The organism is Devosia geojensis (assembly GCF_000969415.1).
GTDB classification, from domain to species: domain Bacteria; phylum Pseudomonadota; class Alphaproteobacteria; order Rhizobiales; family Devosiaceae; genus Devosia; species Devosia geojensis.
Genome location: NZ_JZEX01000023.1, coordinates 23,285 through 40,671, shown reverse-complemented (window position 1 = coordinate 40,671; position 17,387 = coordinate 23,285). Strand labels below are relative to the sequence as shown.

The window sequence follows — 17,387 nt, the reverse complement described above, 5'->3', positions numbered from 1 at the left end:
GCCCCCGACCCCTCCCCTCAAGGGGGAGGGGAGACGGCGCCCAACCCGTTGATCTGGTGTGGAATTAAAAACTTATCCCCGCAGCTTCCACCTGCCCCATACTCTGCCCCATCCCTTCGCCGGGCGCGGCAAGTACGAGTTGCCGGCGGCCGGTGGCAGGTCGGACGGTTCACTCGTGGCCACGGGACCGTCTCGCCTGCCACCGGGTTCTGGGAGCGGGTGTCTGCCGGGGGTCGCCCCGGCAGAGGCCGAAGTGGCGAGGACGGGCGGTCATCCCAAACAGCGCAAAGACATCGCTGGGCCGTCTCTCGTCGCCCCGGTCAAGAAATCCCCGTGCAACGGGCGGGTGAAAGCCCACCTTTCCTTTTGAAGCTTCGGTCCCCGGGTATAAGCCCGCCCGTTGCCGCCCACCTCATCAACCGCAGGCCACATGGCCGGGCGGGGTTTCGGCGTGCGCGTCGGAAACGGCACGCACTGGCGTCAAGTCGCGGCGGCGGGCTTGCGCTGCTCGAACAACTCCTGCGCCAAGGCCACGAACCGGTCGCCGCGTTCTTCGAAGTTCTTGAACTGGTTGTAGGAGGGGGCTCCCGGCGAGAGCAGAACCGTATCGAAGCGTTCCCGGCGCTTTGCCAGCTCCGCCATGCCTTCGGCGAGGTCGTGGGACGAGATCACCTCGATGTCCGGCGCGGCGGCGCGGGCGGCCTGGGCGAGGCGGAAGCCGGTGACGGGCAGGCAGACGAGTGTCGTCACCCCATGACCGGCGAGGAGCCCGGCAAGTTCGCCATAGTCCTGCTCGCGCTCGTGGCCGCCGGCGATGAGCGCGATGCACCGGCCCTCATAGGCGGCAAGAGCCGCCTTGGTCGCCTCCGGCGTCGTCGAGATGGAATCGTCGACGACGGTCACCCCGCCGATGGTGTGCTCCTCCAGCCGGTGCGGCAGCGGTCGGAAGGCGGCGATGCCCGCGACGATTCCCTCGACGGTCGCCCCCGCCGCCAGCGCCAGTCGCGCCGCGAGACGGGTATTGTCGAGGTTGTGTGCGCCCCTGAGGCGCGATGTGGCAACTGCCCTGGTCAGCGTGGCGTCGACCTGCGCATCGAGCGGCGGCAGCAGCCGCCGGCGGTCGCCGACCGCCGCCAGCACCAGCGCATTGTTCGCGGCGCCCGAGCCCAAACCGATGCGGAACTCGCCCTCACGGCCGATGAGGTGCAGCTTGTCCTCGTAGTAGCGCGCGACGCTCCCGTGCCAGTCGACGTGCTCGGGGTAAAGGTTGGTCACCCCCGCGATGTCGGGCAGGAAGTTCATGTCGGCGGTCTGGTAGCTCGAAAGCTCGAAGACGACGGTCCCGTGCCGGTCGGCGATCTCGAGCGGGGCGAGGCCGACATTGCCGGCGAGGCCCGCATCGACGCCCGCTTTTTCGAGCATCAGATGCGTCAGCGTCGCCGTCGTCGATTTGCCCTTGGTGCCGGTGATGGCGATGACCTTACGTCCCGTCCGGTAGGCGAGGCCCCAGAGGTTGAGGTTGGACGTGACGGGAATGCCTGCTGCCCAGGCCGCCTCGAAGATGGGCTTGTAGCGCGAGACACCGGGGCTCTTGACGATGAGGCCGAAGCGGCGCGCGGCGATGGCCGAGGGCAGGTCCGCGGGCGCGATTTCCTCGGCCTCCTCGATCACCGCTTCGCCGCTGTCGACGGTCACATAGACCTTGAGGCCCGGCTCCTTGGCCTTGAGGAAGGCGCGGGTCGAGCGCGCCTCGCGCCCGGCTCCGTAGAGCAGCACGGGTTCGTCAAAGCGCATGTTCGGCGATCCGCTTGGCCAGGTCGGCGGGGATGTGGTGTTCGGGGCTGTCGGCCATCAGTTCGCGCATCGCGTTTTCCAGCGCCGGCTGCCCGTACTGGGCGAGAAGGTCGTCCCGCAGCGCCACAACGATCGCCTCGTCCCGCCACTCCGGCCGTTCGGTCAGCAGGTAAAGGCAGGCCGCCGCTTCCAGGATTTCTCCCACGCACTCCCACGGCTTCTGCCCGGCAAGGCCGGTCAATTCGCGGAACGAGGCTTCGTGGCGCGGCTCGGCGAGCAGGTTCCGCCCGAAGATCGAGACCAGCCGTTCTTGCTCCATCACCGGCGCGAAGATGAGGAAGACGAAGTGGCACTTGGGGCATTCCCCGCACCAGAGCGGCCCCTCATGCCCGGCGAGGCGGAAGTTGCGGTTGCAGCTCGAGAACACCCGGTCGAACTTCGTCTCGCGCGAAAAGAGCTCAGCGATGCGCGCTTCCGAATAGGGGCGCAGCAGCGAGAAATATTCGAGGGCGCCCCCGGTCGCAGCCGAAAGCGTCGCCGCGATCCGCCGCTCGAAATCGAGCGATTTGGAATGCTGGTGGTTGGCCTCGCGCCCGTCGAAGACCACGTTGCCCTCGCTCGCCGAGCGCTCGTTGGAGAGCACGATCCGGTCGTAGCCGAAGAGCACGGCGCAGAGCGCGGCGATCATCGAGTTGATCGCGGTCGAGGGCACATGGCCGTTGTAATAGCCGGGCTCCGACGAAAGCCGGATCATTTCCGCGTCGAGCATGCGCCGCACATAGAGCGCGGGCCTGCCGATCGTCTCGACGCTGCCGAGGATCGGCCCCTTGGGATTGACGGCAAAGGGCGTGAACTCCGCCTCCGCCGCCTCCAGCAGCTCGACGCTGACCAGCGAATCCTTGCCGCCGCCGATCGGCAGCAGCGCGCGGTTCTCGAGCGCCGGCGCGTCCGGGGCAGGGCCGGTGTCCTCGGCGGTGGCAAGCGTCAGCCGGCCGAAGCGGATGAGGTTGTTGCGGGCATAGAACTCGCCGAGCCCATTCTCGTAAATGTCGATGACGAAATCGCGCTCGTCGACGGTCAGTGCAATGCCTGGCGCCTCGATGACCAGCGGAGCCTTGAGTTTATAGTATGAGACGCCGAGCACCATGGCGGTGAGGTCGAGGAGTTTCTCAAAGGCGCGCGATCCCGCCGCCTCCGGCGCGATGCCGCGCGGCAGCTCCAGCACCTCGGTGAAGCGCTTGCCCTCGAGGGCGTAGGTGAAGCGGACGACACCCGTTGCGGGATCGAACTGCGGCTGCTCGATGCGGAAGGTCTGGCTCAAGGCTCGTTCTTGTTCCCAAGCCGCGTCCGTCGCGGCATGATTCCCCCTATATAGGAATTGCGGCGGGTGTGGGAGTTGTGCGGATGCACCCATCCTTGCCCCGGGACGGTTGCGGGCGCCGTGCCTCCGCTCCCCGACGTCATTCCGGCGAAAGCCGGGACCCATCCCGAGATGCACGCAAGGTGTTTGAATGGGGCAGGAAGGCGCAAAGCCGCTCTTCCCTTGCCGGTGGATGCGCTCAGGGCTGGGTCCCCGGCTTCCGCCGGATGACACCCGGTGGGTGAGGCACGGATGGTGCCACGAGCAGGATGCTTGCGGAGGAGGTTGGGGAACTTCCCGGCGGGATAAACTGCCTAGTAGATCCGCATCTGCAGGCGCATGACGATGTCGTTGCCGAGCCGCTGGAAGCCATATTCGCGCATGGTGCAGGCCCAGCCGGTTCCGTTGCGCTCGATGCGGAAGAGGTTGTAGCGCGCCGGATCGTCCAGCCGGCCGCCCTGGGCGGCGCTGGCGGCGGCCACCCCGATCACCGGTACTTCTCCCCGGGGACCGGGTATCGAGTGGATGGACGAGCGGTGCGTGTGCCCGTGCAGCACCAGCTCGCAGCCCTGCCGCGCGATGACATCGCGGAAGAGCTTGTGCCCGCGTAGCCCGAACGAAGGGTGCTGCAGCTCGGTGTTGGGCGGGTGGTGGATCATCACCACGCGGAAATAGCCGGCCTCGCCCGTGACCTTGAGGATCTCCGCGAGCCGCGCCGCCTGTCCGCGCCCGAACTCGCCGACGGCGAGGAACGGGGCTGTCGGCACCGCGCTCGAGCAGGCGATGATCGCCACATCGCCCACGCGCCGCACGTAGGGGAAGCGGCTGTTTTTCTCCAGCGTCTCGCCGGCGATGTAGTCGCCCCAGCGGTTGAACGCCTTTTCCAGCGCGCCACGCACATAGGCGTCGTGGTTGCCCGGCGACACGCAAACGCGCTCGGCCGGCCCCAGTTCGTGCAGCCACTTGCCGGCGCGCTCGATCTCCTCGGTCAGCGCCAGGTTGGTCATGTCGCCGGTCACGGCGATGAAATCGGCGTTCTGTGTCTTGAGGTGGTCGATGAGGGTGGCGAGGCTTTCCCCGCTCAGCACCGATTTGCGGGTCAGCTTCCAGTTGAGATAGCCGGTGATGCGCTTGCCCACCAGGTCCTTGGGCCTGACCGGCGGCAGGGGCGCCAGGTGGATGTCGGAGATATGGGCGAGGGTTGTCATCGCGCGCCCTAATGCCACGAGCCGCTTCCCAAGAAAATCACCAAATGGCGCCACGCCACATTTTGTCGCCATCAATCCTCTGCTACCGGTAGGTCCGAAAGGGAGCGTTTCGCAATGCAGATGAATCGCTGGCAGCGCGCGAGCGTATGGCTTTATCTCAATGCGGTAGGGCTTCGGCGCCGCATGACCCTGGGCTCGCGGGTGATGCTGGTCGACGGCGACAAGGTGCTCCTCATCCGCCATTCCTACATCCCCGGCTGGGGCTTTCCCGGCGGCGGCGTCGAGCCCGGCGAGACCGCCGAGGAGAGCGCACTGCGCGAAGTGGTGGAGGAGACCGGTTACAAGCCCATCGGCCCGATGGAGCTTTTCGGCCTCTACCACAACAACAATCCCGTCACCAACCGCGACCACGTCGCCTTCTACATCTCGCGCCGCTTCGAGAAGGTCTTCGATTTCAAGCCGACCCACGAGATCAGCGAGATCGGCTGGTTCCACAAATCGGCATTGCCGGAAAAGATCACCCCCTCGACTTCGCAGCGGATCGACGAGTTCTTCGACAAGGCCGAAAAGCGCGCGATCTGGGGGTATTGAGGCCTACTTCAAGAACGGCAGCTCCGGCCCGATCGGGATGATCCGGTACGGGTTGATGCGCGTGTGGCTCCAGTAATAGTGCGTGGTGATGTGCTCAAGGTTCACCGTCTCCTTGACGCCCGGCACCTCGTAGAGTGCCTTGAGGTAATGCGAGAGGTTCGGGTAGTCGGCGATCCGCCGCCGGTTGCACTTGAAGTGGCCGACATAGACCGCGTCGAACCGCACCAGCGTCGTGAAGAGCCGCCAGTCGGCCTCGGTGATGGCATCGCCCGTAAGGTACGCCTGGTCCCCGAGGATGCCTTCCACCCAGTCGAGCGCGGCAAAGAGCTTCTCGACCGCCTCGTCATAGGCCTCCTGGGTCGTGGCGAACCCGGCCTTGTAGACGCCGTTGTTGATGTCGTCGTAGATGCGCGTGTTGATCGCGTCGATCTGCTCGCGCAGCGGCGCCGGATAGTAGTCGTCGGTGTTGCCGGTCAGCTCGTTGAAGGCCGAGTTGAACATGCGGATGATCTCGGCGCTCTCGTTGGAAACGATGGTGCCGCGCGTCTTGTCCCACAGCACAGGCACGGTTACGCGTCCGGTGTAGTGGGCATCAGCCTCTGCATAAACCTGCCAGAGGAAGTCCTTGCCGAGCAGAGCGTCGCCCGTAGAGCCCTCGTCGGTCCTGAAGCTCCAGCCGGTCTCGTCTGGCATCTTGGGCGAAACGACCGAGACGGAGACGAGGTTCTCGAGCTCCTTCAATTTGCGGAAGATCAGCGTGCGGTGCGCCCAGGGACAGGCGAGCGAGACATAGAGGTGGTAGCGCCCGGCTTCGGCGGGGAAACCGCCTTCGCCCGAAGGGCCTACGCTGCCGTCAGGTGTCACCCAGTTGCGGAAGCCTGCGTTGCTGCGCACAAATTTCCCGCCGGTCTTGCTCGTGTCGTACCATTCGGTCGACCATTTCCCGTCGATAAGTTGTCCCACGATCTTGTCCTTTCGTCGTGATGGCGACGCAATTGCCCGCTGACATAGGTTTGTCGGGGGTCGAATCGGTAGAGCCCGATCCGTTGACAGTGCGTTGCATCTTTCCGTTTGCGCGAGGGCGAGCTTGGTGATAATGCGCGTTTCAGGCGTGGAGGCGCCTAGGATGATAAAGGTTTTGAGAGCGACGCGACGACCCTAGCTGGTCCCCTTTGGCTGCCCTTTCGGCAGTCCCGTTCTCTCGTGCCCTCTCATCCGGATCTCCGATCATGACCGTTCCCCTGGCCTCCGCGGCTGTGCCCATCGTCACGCATCTGCCCGGCATTCCCTATGTGCGGCTTGCAACGCCCGCCGACGACGCGTTCGTCGAGGAGCTGCACGCCATCGCCTTCGGGCCGGGCCGTTTCGCCCGCACGGCCTTCCGGGTGCGCGAGCGGTTCCCGATCGATCCGACCCTCAGCCTCATCGCCGAGGTCGACGGCATGCCCTGCGGGTCGGTGTGGATGACACCGATCAGCGTCGGCGACGTCAACGGCTATCTCCTCGGTCCCCTCGCCACGCACCCGGATTTCCGCAAGCGCGGCGCCGGCAAGCTCCTTGCGCGCGAGGTCACGGCCAACGCGCTGGCGCGCGGGGAGGGGCGGTTCGTGCTGCTCGTCGGCGACCAGGACTATTATTGCCCGCTCGGCTGGCGGCTGACCACGCGGGGCGCGATCGTCTTTCCGGGGCCGGTGGATTATGACCGCGTCCTCGCTTACGCGCCCGAACCGGACCTGGCCCTGGCGCTCGCCGGGCCGATCGCCGCGTTCCGGTAAACGTTCGGTAAACGCCTGCGTTCAAATCAGTTTGAGCGCCTGCATGGCGGCTGCGTCTTATTGGGGGATGCAGCCGGGCGCGTCGTCGCCTAGATTGAACACGTGTGCCATTCCATTACTGGAGCGTTGTCCGCGTGGCTCTTGATGAGATCGACATAGACGGTATTGCCGCGCGCCTGCTTTCGCAGCCGCCCGCGCTCGCCGCCCATAGCGAGCTCAAGCCCGACTGGACGCCGGTGGTGCCGTTCGATCGTCCTCCCGTCGCGGCGGCGGTGCTGATCGCGCTCATCGACCGGCCGGAAGGCCACACGATCCTCTATACCGAGCGTTCGCCCGAGCTGCGCGCTCATTCCGGTCAGGTCGCCTTTCCCGGCGGCAAGGTCGATCCGACCGATATCGACGCGGCCGACGCGGCGTTGCGCGAGGCGGGCGAGGAAGTGGGCATGCGGCGCGAGGATGCGCGCGTCCTCGGTTTCATGCCGACCTATTTCACTGGCACCAACTACCTCATCACGCCCGTTGTCGCGCGCGTCGCGCCCAGCCGCCCGTTCGTGCCGAACCCGCGCGAGGTGCACTCGGTGTTCGAAGTGCCGCTGGCGCGGCTCTTGAGCAACGAAAGCTACGGCACCTACCGCATCAAGCGGAACGGGCAGGAGCACCGCACCTGGCAGATCGACCACGAGGGCCACGTCATCTGGGGCATCACCGCCAATCTCACCCGGCGCTTCCGCGATCTGGTGCTGGGCGAGGAGCCGCGGCCATGATCGGAGCGGCGACCGCCGAGGCGCGATTGCGCGAGGCGCATTGGGTGCACCTTCCGGAACTGCGCGCGATCCTGGCGCTGCTGGAAGGCGAGGAGGGCCGCACGCGTATCGTCGGCGGGCTGGTGCGCGACACCATCCTCGATCTGCCGCACGCGGTCTCCGACATCGACATCGCCACCGAACTGCTGCCTAACGATGTGACGGAACGGGCGCGCGAGGCCGGCATCGCCGTCTACCCCACCGGCATCGACCACGGCACGGTGACGCTGAGGCACGGGACGGTCGTGGCCGAGGTCACGACCCTGCGCCAGGACGTCGAGACCGACGGGCGCCATGCCATCGTTCGCTTCGGCACGGATTGGGTCGCCGACGCCTCCCGGCGGGACTTCACCCTCAACGCGCTCTATGCCGACATGGACGGGGCGCTTTTCGATCCGCTGGGGGGGCTCGGCGACTGCATCGATGCGCGCGTGCGCTTCATCGGCGATCCGGCGCAGCGCATCGCCGAGGACGGACTGCGCGTCTACCGCTTCTTCCGGTTCAGCGCCAGCCACGGGCGCGAGACCTTCGATCCGGACGGGCTGGAAGCCTGCGCTGCCGTCGTCGGCAAGCTCGGGCATCTCTCGGCCGAACGCATCGGTCACGAAATCAAGCGCATGCTGGGTCTTCCGCACGTGGCCTCGACGCTGAGGAAGATGGTGCAGATCGGCATTCTCGACCTGCCCGAAACCGTGGTCGCGGCATTGCGCAGCTACGAATGGCAGGTCGGCGAGCCGGTGCTTTCGGCACGCCTCGCCCTTATCCTCGAGGACGCCGATGCAGGGGAACTGCAGGCCCGCTGGCGGCTCTCGAACGAGGATATCGGGTCGGCGACGAACCTGCGTGCGGCAGCCGATCTCGTGGCGCGCATGCGGCTGCATGAGGCCGTCTATCGCTATCCGGGCCTCGCCAAGGATGCGCTCGACGTGGCGGCGGTCCGCGCCGGCTGGGGCGAAGCGGGCAAGATGGCCGTGCGCGAGAAACTGATCGCCGTCGAGGAGCGTGACTTTCCATTGACCGGAGACGATCTCGTCGGTCACGGCCTGCCGCCCGGTCCGGCGCTCGGCCGGGAACTCAAGCGCCTCGAGCGTCTGTGGATCGAGAGCGAGTTCGCCCTCGATCGGGACGAGCTGCTCTCGAAAGTCGAAAAGACCTGAAGCGTTTTAGTGCCGGGTCTCGTTGTCGTCGACGTCGACGATGCGTTCCTTGATGCGCTCGATCATGTCCGGGCGCACGATGGTTTCGCCGTGGAAATTCTTGAGATTCTCGACGGCGCGGCGCACCACTTCGGCCTCGCTGTCGGCCTCCGCGCGCCAGGTGGAACCGGGGATCAGGGTTCCGGAATCGAAGCGTTTCATATCGTCCTCCCCGTCTGGGTTGTCACACGTTGAGTGGACCAGAGGAACGCGGCAGGTACAAGGCAGTTCCCCTGACGTTTGCCTTGCGCATTGATCACTCACCTGCTGTCATCCCGGCGAAAGCCGGGACCCAGTAAACACTGGCCAAGCGGGCGAGCCACGATGGGCGTGATCGGCAGTTCGCGGCAAGAAATGTATCCGCGCCGGCTACTGCCCCGACTTTCGCCGGGGTGACAGCCGGTAGAAGTTGGAGGTCCCCTCACTCCTCGTCGGCGAAGATTCCGAGCGGCGAGAGCCCTTCGAGCCACGTTGCCCCGTCCCGCCGTACCACTTCGCGCGCGGCAATCCCGGCTTCGGTTTCGAGGGCGTCGGCCAGCTCGCGCGAATGGGTCACCACCCAGACCTGCGTGCGCTCGGCGGCGCGTGCGATGGTCCTCGCAAGTGCGGGCAGGAGGCTCGGGTGCAGGCTCGTTTCCGGCTCGTTGAGGGCGACCAGCGGCGGCAGGCGGTAGGAAAGCAGGGCGCCGAGCAGCGCCAGGAACTGCAGCGTCCCGTCGGAAAGCTCGCGCGCGGCGAACGGGCGCCTCGGCAGGTCCGGGAAGGTCATGGAGAATGTCGCGTTCTCCTGCGGGACCGGCACGTCGAGGCTGGCGCCGGGAAAGGCGTGCTCGATGGCGGCATCAAGGTCGATGGTGTCCTGCCGGATGTGCCGGAGCGTCGCGAACACCGCCGCGAGGTTCGAGCCGTCTGCATTGAGGAGCGGCGCGGCCACCGCCAGCGCCGGTCGGCGCAGCGGACTATCCGCATCCGTGCGGAAGCCGTGATAGAACCGCCAGGCGGCCAGCGTCTGGCGCACCGCGTCGATCTCGGCAAAGCCGCGTACGTTGGCGAGGGCCGTCTCGCTGGCCAGCAGCGTACCCGGCAGCTCGCTGCGCCTGCCGGCCGTGTCGCGCACCCAGGCCGCGCCGCCCTTGCGCTCAAGCACCGTCACCTCGCGCCTGCCCATGCGGATCGTCAGCGCCTCGCGCTTGATCTGCGCTTCCAGCGGAAAGGCCGCGGCGGTCGGCACGCGAAAGCCCACCTCCACCTGGTAGCCCGGCGCGAAACCGAATTCGGCCTCGTAGGCCGCCGGCATCTCTGCCCCGATGTCGTCGATCTCGACCTTGAGCGACAGCCGCGACTGGTCGCCCACCTTGCGCTCGCCGGCCCAGAACACCGAGGCCATTCCGCCCTCCCGGGCGATCTCCTCGGCCAGCGTCCCGCGCGCGGCTGCGTGCACGAGCTCCAGCGCGCGGTAGAGGTTGGTCTTGCCGACGCCGTTGCCGCCGACCAGCACCGAAAGCCGCCGCACCGGAAAGCGGATGGCGCGAACGGACCGGTAGCCGATGATCTCGATGTCCGTAAGGCTCAACGGTTATCTCCCTTTCGTCCCATGTGGAGATAACCCCCCTCCCAGCCTCCCCCGCAAGGGGGGAGGTGCTGGTCCTGTTGTTGGAGCAGATCGTGCCATAAGCACAATGCGGCACCTCCCCCCTTGCGGGGGAGGCTGGGAGGGGGGTGATGCCAGGCCGGTCAGCGATAGGGCTACGGCCACCTCACCTCGGGCGGCAGTGAGGAAAGAATCGCATTCACATTCCCCCCGGTCTTCAAACCAAACGTGGTGCCCCGATCGTAGAGCAGGTTGAACTCCACATAGCGCCCGCGCCGCACCAGCTGCTCGTGACGGTCCGCGTCGGTCCAGGCGGTCTCGAAGTTGCGGCGCACGAGCTTGGGGTAGATATCGAAGAAGGCGAGCCCGACGTCCCTGGTGAAGGCAAAGTCCGCTTGCCAGTCGCCGGAATTGAGGTGGTCGTAGAAGATGCCGCCGATGCCCCGCGGCTCGTTGCGGTGCGGCAAGTAGAAGTATTCGTCGCACCAGTCCTTGTAGCGCTGGTAGTCGATCTGCGGATGCGCATCGCACGCCGCCTTCATCGCCGCATGGAAGTCGCGCGTGTCCGGATCGTCCTGCGTCCTGCGCCGGTCGAGCACGGGCGTCAGATCCGCGCCGCCGCCGAACCACTGCCTGCCCGTCACGATCATGCGTGTGTTCATGTGCACGGCCGGAACGTGGGGATTGCGCGGATGAACGATGAGCGAAATGCCCGAGCTCCAGAACTCGGCGCCCGCTTCGGTCCCCGGAATCTGCTTAGCGAACTCGGGCGAGAACTGCCCGTGGACGGTCGAGATGTGGACGCCGGCTTTCTCGAACACGCGCCCATGCAGCATCGACATCTCGCCGCCCCCGCCCGCCGCGCGGTCCCAGGGCGTGCGCTCGAACTCGCCTGCCGGCAGTTCCGAGCCTGCGCCCGTCACCTCCGCCTCGATCGCCTCGAACTCGGCGCAGATGCGGTCGCGCAGCTCCCGAAACCAGGCGGCGGCCTCCCTCTTCCTGGCGTCGATGTCCTCGGGCAGTGCCTGGGGCTGGGGCATTTCGTTCGTCATGTCAGATCCTTGAACGCTTCTGTTTGCCGCATGGCTTCGCCGAGTACGAGGGTCGCGGCCAGCGCGACATTGATCGAGCGCAGCCCTTCGCGCATCGGGATGCGCACCTGGAGGCCCGCAGCCTGCGCCACCGTATCGGGCACGCCGGCGCTCTCGCGCCCGACCATTATAATATCCCCGGCCTCATAGGCAGCATCGTAGACCGAAAGGCCGGCCTTCGTCGTTGCCAGCACCAGGCGCCTGTCGCTCTCCCGCCGCCAGGCGTCGAACCGGGCAAAGCTCACATGTTCCTCGAATTGCGCATGGTCGAGATAGTCGAGGCCCGTGCGCCTAAGGTTCGCCCGCGAGAAGGCGAAGCCCGTCGGGTGGATGATATGCACCCTGATCCCGAGGCAGGCGCCGAGCCGCAGGAGTGTCCCCGTGTTCTGGGCGATGTCAGGCTGGTAGAGCGCGAGTTCGACGGGCATTCGGGAGCTTTCCGCGGGCGTCCTGTTGCAGGTGGCGCAAGGCTCGCCTGAGTGAAACTGGGTATAGTGTCGCAGTTGGGCTTTGTCGCGCCGGGGCGTACTGGACAAGCGCCTGGGACAGTGCAAAAAGGGTCCGCAAAAGACGGGCCGCTTGAGGGCGGGGGCGTGCGATTCCGCTTGGCACAAGCGGCAGGGCCGCCACGCCGGCCCGCCGTTTACAATGGACGGGGACCATACCTTGGCAACTCATGCAGAAAAACCAGCGACACGGCGGGATTTCCTCTATGTCGCAACCGGGGCCGTCGCGGCGGTCGGCGGCGCGGCCGTCGCCTGGCCGCTGATCAACCAGCTCAATCCCGATGCCTCGACGCTGGCCCTCGCCACCATCGAATTCAACCTTTCGGGTATCGAGGAAGGCCAGTCGGTCACCATCACCTGGCGCGGCCTGCCGGTCTTCGTGCGCAACCGCACCCAGGCCGAGATCGACGAGGCCAAGGCCGTTCCGCTTTCCGAGCTCAAGGATCCCGAGACCGACGAGGAGCGCACCAAGCCCGGCCACGAACAGTGGCTGGTCATGATCGCCAACTGTACGCATCTCGGTTGCGTGCCGGTCGGGGAATCGGGCGATTTCGACGGCTGGTTCTGCCCGTGCCACGGCTCGCACTACGACACGGCCGGCCGCATCCGCCGCGGCCCCGCGCCGCTGAACCTCGTCGTTCCGCCTTATGAATTCCTCAGCGATACGCTGATCCAGATCGGTTGACGGGGGCCACGATGTCAGAACATTCGACCTACAAGCCGGCCAACGGCGTCGAGAAGTGGATCGACGACCGGCTGCCGATCATCAGGTTCTCCAAGGAGCACCTGATGGATTTCCCCACGCCCAAGAACCTCAACTACTGGTGGACGTTCGGCGCGATCCTGGCCATGTGCCTCGGCATCCAGATCGTCACCGGCATCATCCTGGCGATGCACTACACGCCCAACGTGGCGATGGCGTTCGATTCGGTCGAGCACATCCGCCGTAACGTCAATGGCGGTCGCGTCATCCAGGCGGTGCACGCGGTCGGCGCCTCGATGTTCTTTGCCGCCGTCTACATCCACATCTTCCGCGGCCTCTATTTCGGCTCCTACAAGGCTCCCCGCGAGATCCTGTGGATCATCGGCGTCTTCATCTTCATCCTGATGATGGCCACGGCCTTCATGGGCTACGTGCTTCCCTGGGGCCAGATGAGCTTCTGGGGCGCCACGGTCATCACCAACATCTTCTCGGCGATTCCGATCGTGGGCGACCCGATCCTGCAGCTCTTGCGCGGCGGCTTCGCGGTCGACAACCCGACGCTCAACCGCTTCTTCTCGCTGCACTACCTGCTGCCGTTCGTCATCGCGGCGCTGGTCGTGCTGCACATCTGGGCGCTGCACGTGCCCGGCAACAACAACCCCATCGGCGTCGAGGTGAAATCCAGCCGCGACACGGTGCCCTTCCATCCGTACTACACGATGAAGGATGCCTTCGCGATGGTGGTGTTCCTCATCCCGTTCGCCTGGTTCGTGTTCTTTGCGCCCGATATCCTCGGTCACCCGGACAACTACATCCAGGCCAACAGCCAGGTCACGCCCACCCACATCGTTCCCGAATGGTACCTCCTGCCGTTCTATACGATCCTGCGGGCCATCGACTTCAACGTGCTGTTCATCGATTCAAAGCTCGGTGGCGTCATCGCCATGGGCGGCGCGCTGCTGATCCTCCTGGTTCTGCCCTGGCTCGACCGCTCGCCGGTCCGCTCGGGCAACTTCCGGCCGATGTTCCGCTGGTTCTACTGGCTCTTCGTCCTCAACTTCATCGTCCTGACCTACCTGGGCGCGCAGCCGGCCGAGGGCATCTACGTGCTCGTCGCCAAGTTCTGCGTTGCTTACTACTTCCTCTACTTCATCGTCATCCTGCCGGTGCTTTCGCGCATCGAGGTGCCCAAGCCGCTTCCGGCCAGCATCTCGGAAAGCGTGCTGGGCAAGGCACACGCATAACGGCAGGGCTCTCAAGATCATGATCAAGAAAAAGACCATCATCGCCGTGCTGGCCCTGGCAGGGGCGCTCTTTGCCGGCCCCGCCTTCGCCCAGGAGGAAGAGGCGGGCGGCCATGGCGCCGTCCATATCGACAAGCAGAGTTGGACGTTCGCGGGCATTTTCGGCACCTATGACGAGCACCAGCTCCAGCGCGGGTTTCAGGTTTTCCGCGAGGTCTGCGCCAACTGCCACGGGGCACGCCTCATGGCGTTCCGCAACCTCTCGGAGCCCGGTGGCCCCGGCTTCTCGGAGGAGCAGGTCAAGGCGCTCGCCGCCGAGTACCAGATCGCCGACGACACGGTGGACGGCGGCATGCGCCCGGGCATCCCGGCCGATCGCTGGCCCTCCCCCTTCGCGTCCGACCAGGAGGCGCGCGACGCCAATGGCGGCGCCATTCCGCCGGATTTCTCGGTACTGGCCAAGGCCCGCGGCGTCACGGACGCCTTCCCGTTCTGGGCTTTCAACTATTTCACCGGCTACCAGGAAGGCGGCGTCGACTACATCCGCGCCCTGCTCGTCGGCTATCACGATGAGCCCCCAGAGGGTTTCGAGCTGCCGGCCGGCCGCTTCTACAACGACTATTTCCCCGGTCACGCCATCTCCATGGCTCCGCCGCTCTTCGACGGCGCCGTCGACTATGTCGAGGCGGAAGGCGAGGCGGCCGTTCCCGAGACGGTCGATCAGTACGCCCGGGACGTTTCGGCCTTCATGATGTGGATGGCCGAGCCGCACCTGGTGTCGCGCAAGGAAACGGGTTTCCGCGTACTGCTCTTCCTCGTGGTCTTTGCCGGCCTCATGTGGGCCACCAAGACTCGCATCTGGAAGGGCATCGAGCACTGATCGCGCGCGATCCCGCCTGATATCTCGCGAAGGGGCCTGCGGGCCCCTTCGTTTTGCTCACGATTGCCCGAGCCCCTTGCCAAGCGGGCGCTCTGCTGCAATCTAGTCGTGTCAAGCGTTCCAGCTCCGGGAGTGCCGAGCATGTCCGTCGTCCGCCTTGCCCTGACCGTTGCCAGCGCGGCGGTGGCCATCAGCCACAATCCGGTCGTGCGCGCAGCGGTGGCCAACCCCAAGACGCGCGAGGTCGCGATAGAAGCGACCAAGATCGCCGCCTACAACGCGGGCCGGCTCGCGCGCGTCATCGTGCGTCCGCGCACCCGCTGACGTCCTTACCTCCACAAGGCTCGCCATGTCGCTCGAACTCGCCCAGCTCGACCTCAAAGCGCTCGTGCGCACGATTCCCGACTACCCCAAGCCCGGCATCCTCTTCCGCGACATCACCACGCTCATCGAGCACCCCGAAGGGTTCCGCGAGAGCGTCGAGCGGCTCGCCAACGCCCACCGCGGGCTGGGGGTGACGCATGTCGCCGGCATTGAGGCGCGCGGCTTCATCTTCGGGGCCGGGGTCGCCATCGCGCTCGGCGTCGGGTTCGTGCCCATCCGCAAGAAGGGCAAGCTCCCCGGCCAGACCATCGGGCAGAATTACGCGCTCGAATACGGCGTCGACACCATCGAGATCCATGACGATGTGCTTGACGGCTCGCACCGCGTGCTGCTGGTCGATGATCTCATCGCCACCGGCGGCACCGCCATCGCCGCCGTCGGCCTCATCCGCCGCACCGGCGCCGTCATCGAGCACGCCGGCTTCGTCATCGACCTGCCCGATATCGGTGGGGCCGAGAAGCTCGAGACGGAAGGCGTGACGGTCACCTCGCTCATCGCCTTCGAGGGGCATTGAACTCTCTGCCACGCCCTCGTGGTTCGAGGCTCCGCTTCGCTCCGCGCCTCACCATGAGGGCTACTGGTTGATCGCGATTTCCCATCAGCCCTCATGGTGAGGTGCCGCGTAGCGGCCTCGAACCACGAGCGCGTGGCACGATCTCACCAGCTGTTGCGCCCGTCGACCTTGACGACATCCAATGTCGCCAGGTCCAAATCCTCAACCATGCGCAGGTTGATCGCGAAGATCCGCGTCGTCGGCATGCCTTCGGTCATCCCTTCCTTCAGCGTCCCGTCGTTGTTGTACATGGAAGCCCAGTCGGGCGAGGAGCCGTACGTGTTGCCGCCGCAATGGGCGCAGAAGTGATGCTCATTGACCGGGCCGCTCGCCGAATAGATGGCGTCGTGCTCGGCCGAGACCACGCGTACGTCCTCGGGTCTGTAGTAGCCCCAGACGGCGCCGGTGCGGTGGCAATAGGTGCAGTTGCACTCCTTGACCTCGGCGGGCAAGGCGGGCAGCTCGATGCGGGTGGCGCCGCAGTGGCAGGTGGCGATGAGGGTCATGTCGGGTCTCCGTTTTCTGAACTGGAGACAGGCTAGATCGACCCTGCTGACAAGGCGTGTCAGCAGCCGGCCGGGACGTCCCTATTCGGCCGCCGCGACCACCTCTTCCTCGATAGTCGCCACGTCGACGAGGCAGAACTGGTTGCCTTCCGGGTCCTTCATGACCGTATAGGTCGGCAGCACGCGCACGACCTCGGCGCCGAGTTCCTTGATCCGCTCGACCTCCTCGGCGCGGTTCTCCACCGAGATGTCGAGATGCACGCGGTTGTTGTCGTAGCGGCGTCCGTCGACGTTCTGGAAGCAGAGCGTCGCGCCCGGCCCGTCGACCATCACCGTCGGGTCGGTCTCGATGGTGAAGCCGAGGCTCGCAAGGCGCTCGATCTCTTCTTCGTCATAGGGTCGTACGGCATAGCCGTCGAGCATCCCCGCCCAGAAGTTGGCGAGCTTGGAGGGTGTACGGCAATCGAAGACGATTTCGCGGATCTGGCCCATTTGTCTGTCTTCTCCTCAATCGTTACCGACCCGTTAAACCGGAATTGGGGCAAGATTTGTGTAGGATGGATGACAGTGGATAACCGCGGGAGAGGGGCCGCGATACATCGCGACCCCTGGGATTTGCATGGGGCGCAGCTATCGCGCCTTGTCCCTCGCCAGCAGCTCTTCGAGCGGCGGCAGGGCGGGGCCGTCGTGCTTCGACTGCATCAGCTTCTTTTCCTCGGGCTTGCGCACGGGGATGGGCGCGCCATGGCGCGGCACGTTGCGGTCGTGCATGACCGGAACCGGTCGCTGAAAGGGGTTTCTGGGCATGGGCAATACCTTTCCATTCCGCCGGCGTCGTTTCATCGACGCAGCGGGGATGAATATGTGCGCGCCGACAGAACGCCGCGCGCGGTTCATGGGTTCGTTTTGGTGGGATGCCCGTGGAGGAGAGCCGGGAAGGCCTCAGGTCTTTCGCCGTTGGTGCGGCGGTATCCGGATCGCAATCATCGCGCTCTCATCCAAATGCCCTCCAGGCGCACCGATCGGTGGCGTGGCTGCATGTCGGACGTCCGCTGCGACGATCAGATCATTTCCAGCGAGACCTCGTATCTTGGAACGACGGGACGTTAGCGAGGGATCGCCGAATGGTCAACCGCGTCTGGCTGCTTACCCTTGGAGGGGCAGGGTTGGGATGAGGGGAAGCACCGGCGGCTCGATTGCGC

Annotated in this window: 20 protein-coding genes; 9 read left to right on the top strand and 11 right to left on the bottom strand. The window is 65.9% G+C overall.

Features of this window, described 5'->3' with window-relative positions; translation table 11 throughout:
- Positions 1 to 480: 480 nt before the first annotated feature.
- The 3 genes from murD to VE25_RS01590 form a co-directional block, all read right to left on the bottom strand.
- Positions 481 to 1,794 carry a UDP-N-acetylmuramoyl-L-alanine--D-glutamate ligase gene (murD, locus tag VE25_RS21615; RefSeq protein ID WP_052731655.1) on the bottom strand — a complete coding sequence of 438 codons (1,314 nt, stop codon included), beginning with the start codon at positions 1,792 to 1,794 and terminating at the stop codon, positions 481 to 483.
- The gene (locus VE25_RS01595) at positions 1,784 to 3,115 is read right to left on the bottom strand and encodes a MurL-like N-terminal domain-containing (RefSeq protein ID WP_046106823.1); all 1,332 of its coding nucleotides are present in this window, start codon (positions 3,113 to 3,115) and stop codon (positions 1,784 to 1,786) included. The genes murD and VE25_RS01595 overlap by 11 nt, the downstream gene beginning before the upstream one ends.
- 353 nt (positions 3,116 to 3,468) lie before the next feature.
- A complete protein-coding gene (locus VE25_RS01590) occupies positions 3,469 to 4,362 on the bottom strand; it encodes a metallophosphoesterase family protein (RefSeq protein WP_046106822.1) in 894 nt (297 codons plus the stop codon).
- A gap of 114 nt (positions 4,363 to 4,476) precedes the next feature.
- Here VE25_RS01590 and VE25_RS01585 point away from each other — a divergent pair, with 114 nt between their 5' ends.
- Positions 4,477 to 4,953 (top strand): NUDIX domain-containing protein, encoded by a 477-nt coding sequence (locus VE25_RS01585; protein ID WP_052731654.1) that lies wholly within the window; start codon positions 4,477 to 4,479, stop codon positions 4,951 to 4,953.
- Between the two features lie 3 nt (positions 4,954 to 4,956).
- Here VE25_RS01585 and VE25_RS01580 read toward each other — a convergent pair whose 3' ends face one another.
- Positions 4,957 to 5,916, bottom strand: coding sequence for a glutathione S-transferase family protein (locus VE25_RS01580; protein WP_046106821.1), 960 nt, complete (start codon positions 5,914 to 5,916; stop codon positions 4,957 to 4,959).
- Positions 5,917 to 6,182: 266 nt separating this feature from the next.
- On the opposite strand from VE25_RS01580, the gene VE25_RS01575 reads away from it, so the two are divergent.
- The 3 genes from VE25_RS01575 to VE25_RS01565 all read left to right on the top strand — a co-directional run bounded on the left by VE25_RS01575 (position 6,183) and on the right by VE25_RS01565 (position 8,688).
- A complete protein-coding gene (locus tag VE25_RS01575) occupies positions 6,183 to 6,728 on the top strand; it encodes a GNAT family N-acetyltransferase (RefSeq protein WP_083988657.1) in 546 nt (181 codons plus the stop codon).
- 134 nt (positions 6,729 to 6,862) lie between these two features.
- Positions 6,863 to 7,492, top strand: coding sequence for a CoA pyrophosphatase (locus VE25_RS01570; RefSeq protein ID WP_052731653.1), 630 nt, complete (start codon positions 6,863 to 6,865; stop codon positions 7,490 to 7,492).
- Positions 7,489 to 8,688: a CCA tRNA nucleotidyltransferase gene (locus VE25_RS01565; RefSeq protein ID WP_052731652.1), complete on the top strand. Its 1,200-nt coding sequence runs from the start codon at positions 7,489 to 7,491 to the stop codon at positions 8,686 to 8,688. Before VE25_RS01570 ends, VE25_RS01565 begins: the two co-directional genes overlap by 4 nt.
- A 6-nt stretch (positions 8,689 to 8,694) precedes the next feature.
- Here VE25_RS01565 and VE25_RS01560 read toward each other — a convergent pair whose 3' ends face one another.
- The 4 genes from VE25_RS01560 to VE25_RS01545 all read right to left on the bottom strand — a co-directional run bounded on the left by VE25_RS01560 (position 8,695) and on the right by VE25_RS01545 (position 11,837).
- A complete protein-coding gene (locus VE25_RS01560; RefSeq protein ID WP_046106820.1) occupies positions 8,695 to 8,889 on the bottom strand; it encodes a DUF1059 domain-containing protein in 195 nt (64 codons plus the stop codon).
- Positions 8,890 to 9,148: 259 nt separating this feature from the next.
- The gene (locus VE25_RS01555) at positions 9,149 to 10,300 is read right to left on the bottom strand and encodes an AAA family ATPase (protein WP_046106819.1); all 1,152 of its coding nucleotides are present in this window, start codon (positions 10,298 to 10,300) and stop codon (positions 9,149 to 9,151) included.
- Positions 10,301 to 10,473: 173 nt separating this feature from the next.
- The gene (hemF, locus tag VE25_RS01550) at positions 10,474 to 11,370 is read right to left on the bottom strand and encodes an oxygen-dependent coproporphyrinogen oxidase (protein ID WP_152664473.1); all 897 of its coding nucleotides are present in this window, start codon (positions 11,368 to 11,370) and stop codon (positions 10,474 to 10,476) included.
- Entirely contained in the window at positions 11,367 to 11,837 is a 471-nt protein-coding gene (locus VE25_RS01545) for a tRNA (cytidine(34)-2'-O)-methyltransferase (RefSeq protein WP_046106818.1), read from the bottom strand. Before VE25_RS01545 ends, hemF begins: the two co-directional genes overlap by 4 nt.
- Positions 11,838 to 12,057: 220 nt before the next feature.
- Between VE25_RS01545 and petA the strand changes: the two genes are divergently transcribed.
- The 5 genes from petA (at position 12,058) to VE25_RS01520 (ending at position 15,640) form a co-directional block, all read left to right on the top strand.
- Positions 12,058 to 12,600 (top strand): ubiquinol-cytochrome c reductase iron-sulfur subunit, encoded by a 543-nt coding sequence (gene petA, locus VE25_RS01540; RefSeq protein WP_046106817.1) that lies wholly within the window; start codon positions 12,058 to 12,060, stop codon positions 12,598 to 12,600.
- An 11-nt stretch (positions 12,601 to 12,611) separates the two neighbouring features.
- On the top strand, positions 12,612 to 13,862 hold the full coding sequence (locus tag VE25_RS01535) for a cytochrome b (RefSeq protein ID WP_046106816.1): 1,251 nt from the start codon (positions 12,612 to 12,614) through the stop codon (positions 13,860 to 13,862).
- A gap of 22 nt (positions 13,863 to 13,884) precedes the next feature.
- On the top strand, positions 13,885 to 14,742 hold the full coding sequence (locus VE25_RS01530) for a cytochrome c1 (protein WP_439328889.1): 858 nt from the start codon (positions 13,885 to 13,887) through the stop codon (positions 14,740 to 14,742).
- Between the two features lie 141 nt (positions 14,743 to 14,883).
- Positions 14,884 to 15,066: a hypothetical protein gene (locus VE25_RS01525; protein WP_046106814.1), complete on the top strand. Its 183-nt coding sequence runs from the start codon at positions 14,884 to 14,886 to the stop codon at positions 15,064 to 15,066.
- 25 nt (positions 15,067 to 15,091) lie between these two features.
- Entirely contained in the window at positions 15,092 to 15,640 is a 549-nt protein-coding gene (locus tag VE25_RS01520; RefSeq protein ID WP_046106813.1) for an adenine phosphoribosyltransferase, read from the top strand.
- Between the two features lie 143 nt (positions 15,641 to 15,783).
- Here VE25_RS01520 and VE25_RS01515 read toward each other — a convergent pair whose 3' ends face one another.
- The 3 genes from VE25_RS01515 to VE25_RS22875 all read right to left on the bottom strand — a co-directional run bounded on the left by VE25_RS01515 (position 15,784) and on the right by VE25_RS22875 (position 16,956).
- A complete protein-coding gene (locus VE25_RS01515; protein WP_046106812.1) occupies positions 15,784 to 16,185 on the bottom strand; it encodes a GFA family protein in 402 nt (133 codons plus the stop codon).
- 81 nt (positions 16,186 to 16,266) lie between these two features.
- Complete coding sequence (locus tag VE25_RS01510) at positions 16,267 to 16,677, bottom strand: VOC family protein (protein WP_046106811.1); 411 nt, start codon at positions 16,675 to 16,677, stop codon at positions 16,267 to 16,269.
- A 138-nt stretch (positions 16,678 to 16,815) separates the two neighbouring features.
- On the bottom strand, positions 16,816 to 16,956 hold the full coding sequence (locus VE25_RS22875; protein ID WP_160299938.1) for a hypothetical protein: 141 nt from the start codon (positions 16,954 to 16,956) through the stop codon (positions 16,816 to 16,818).
- Positions 16,957 to 17,387 lie beyond the last annotated feature (431 nt).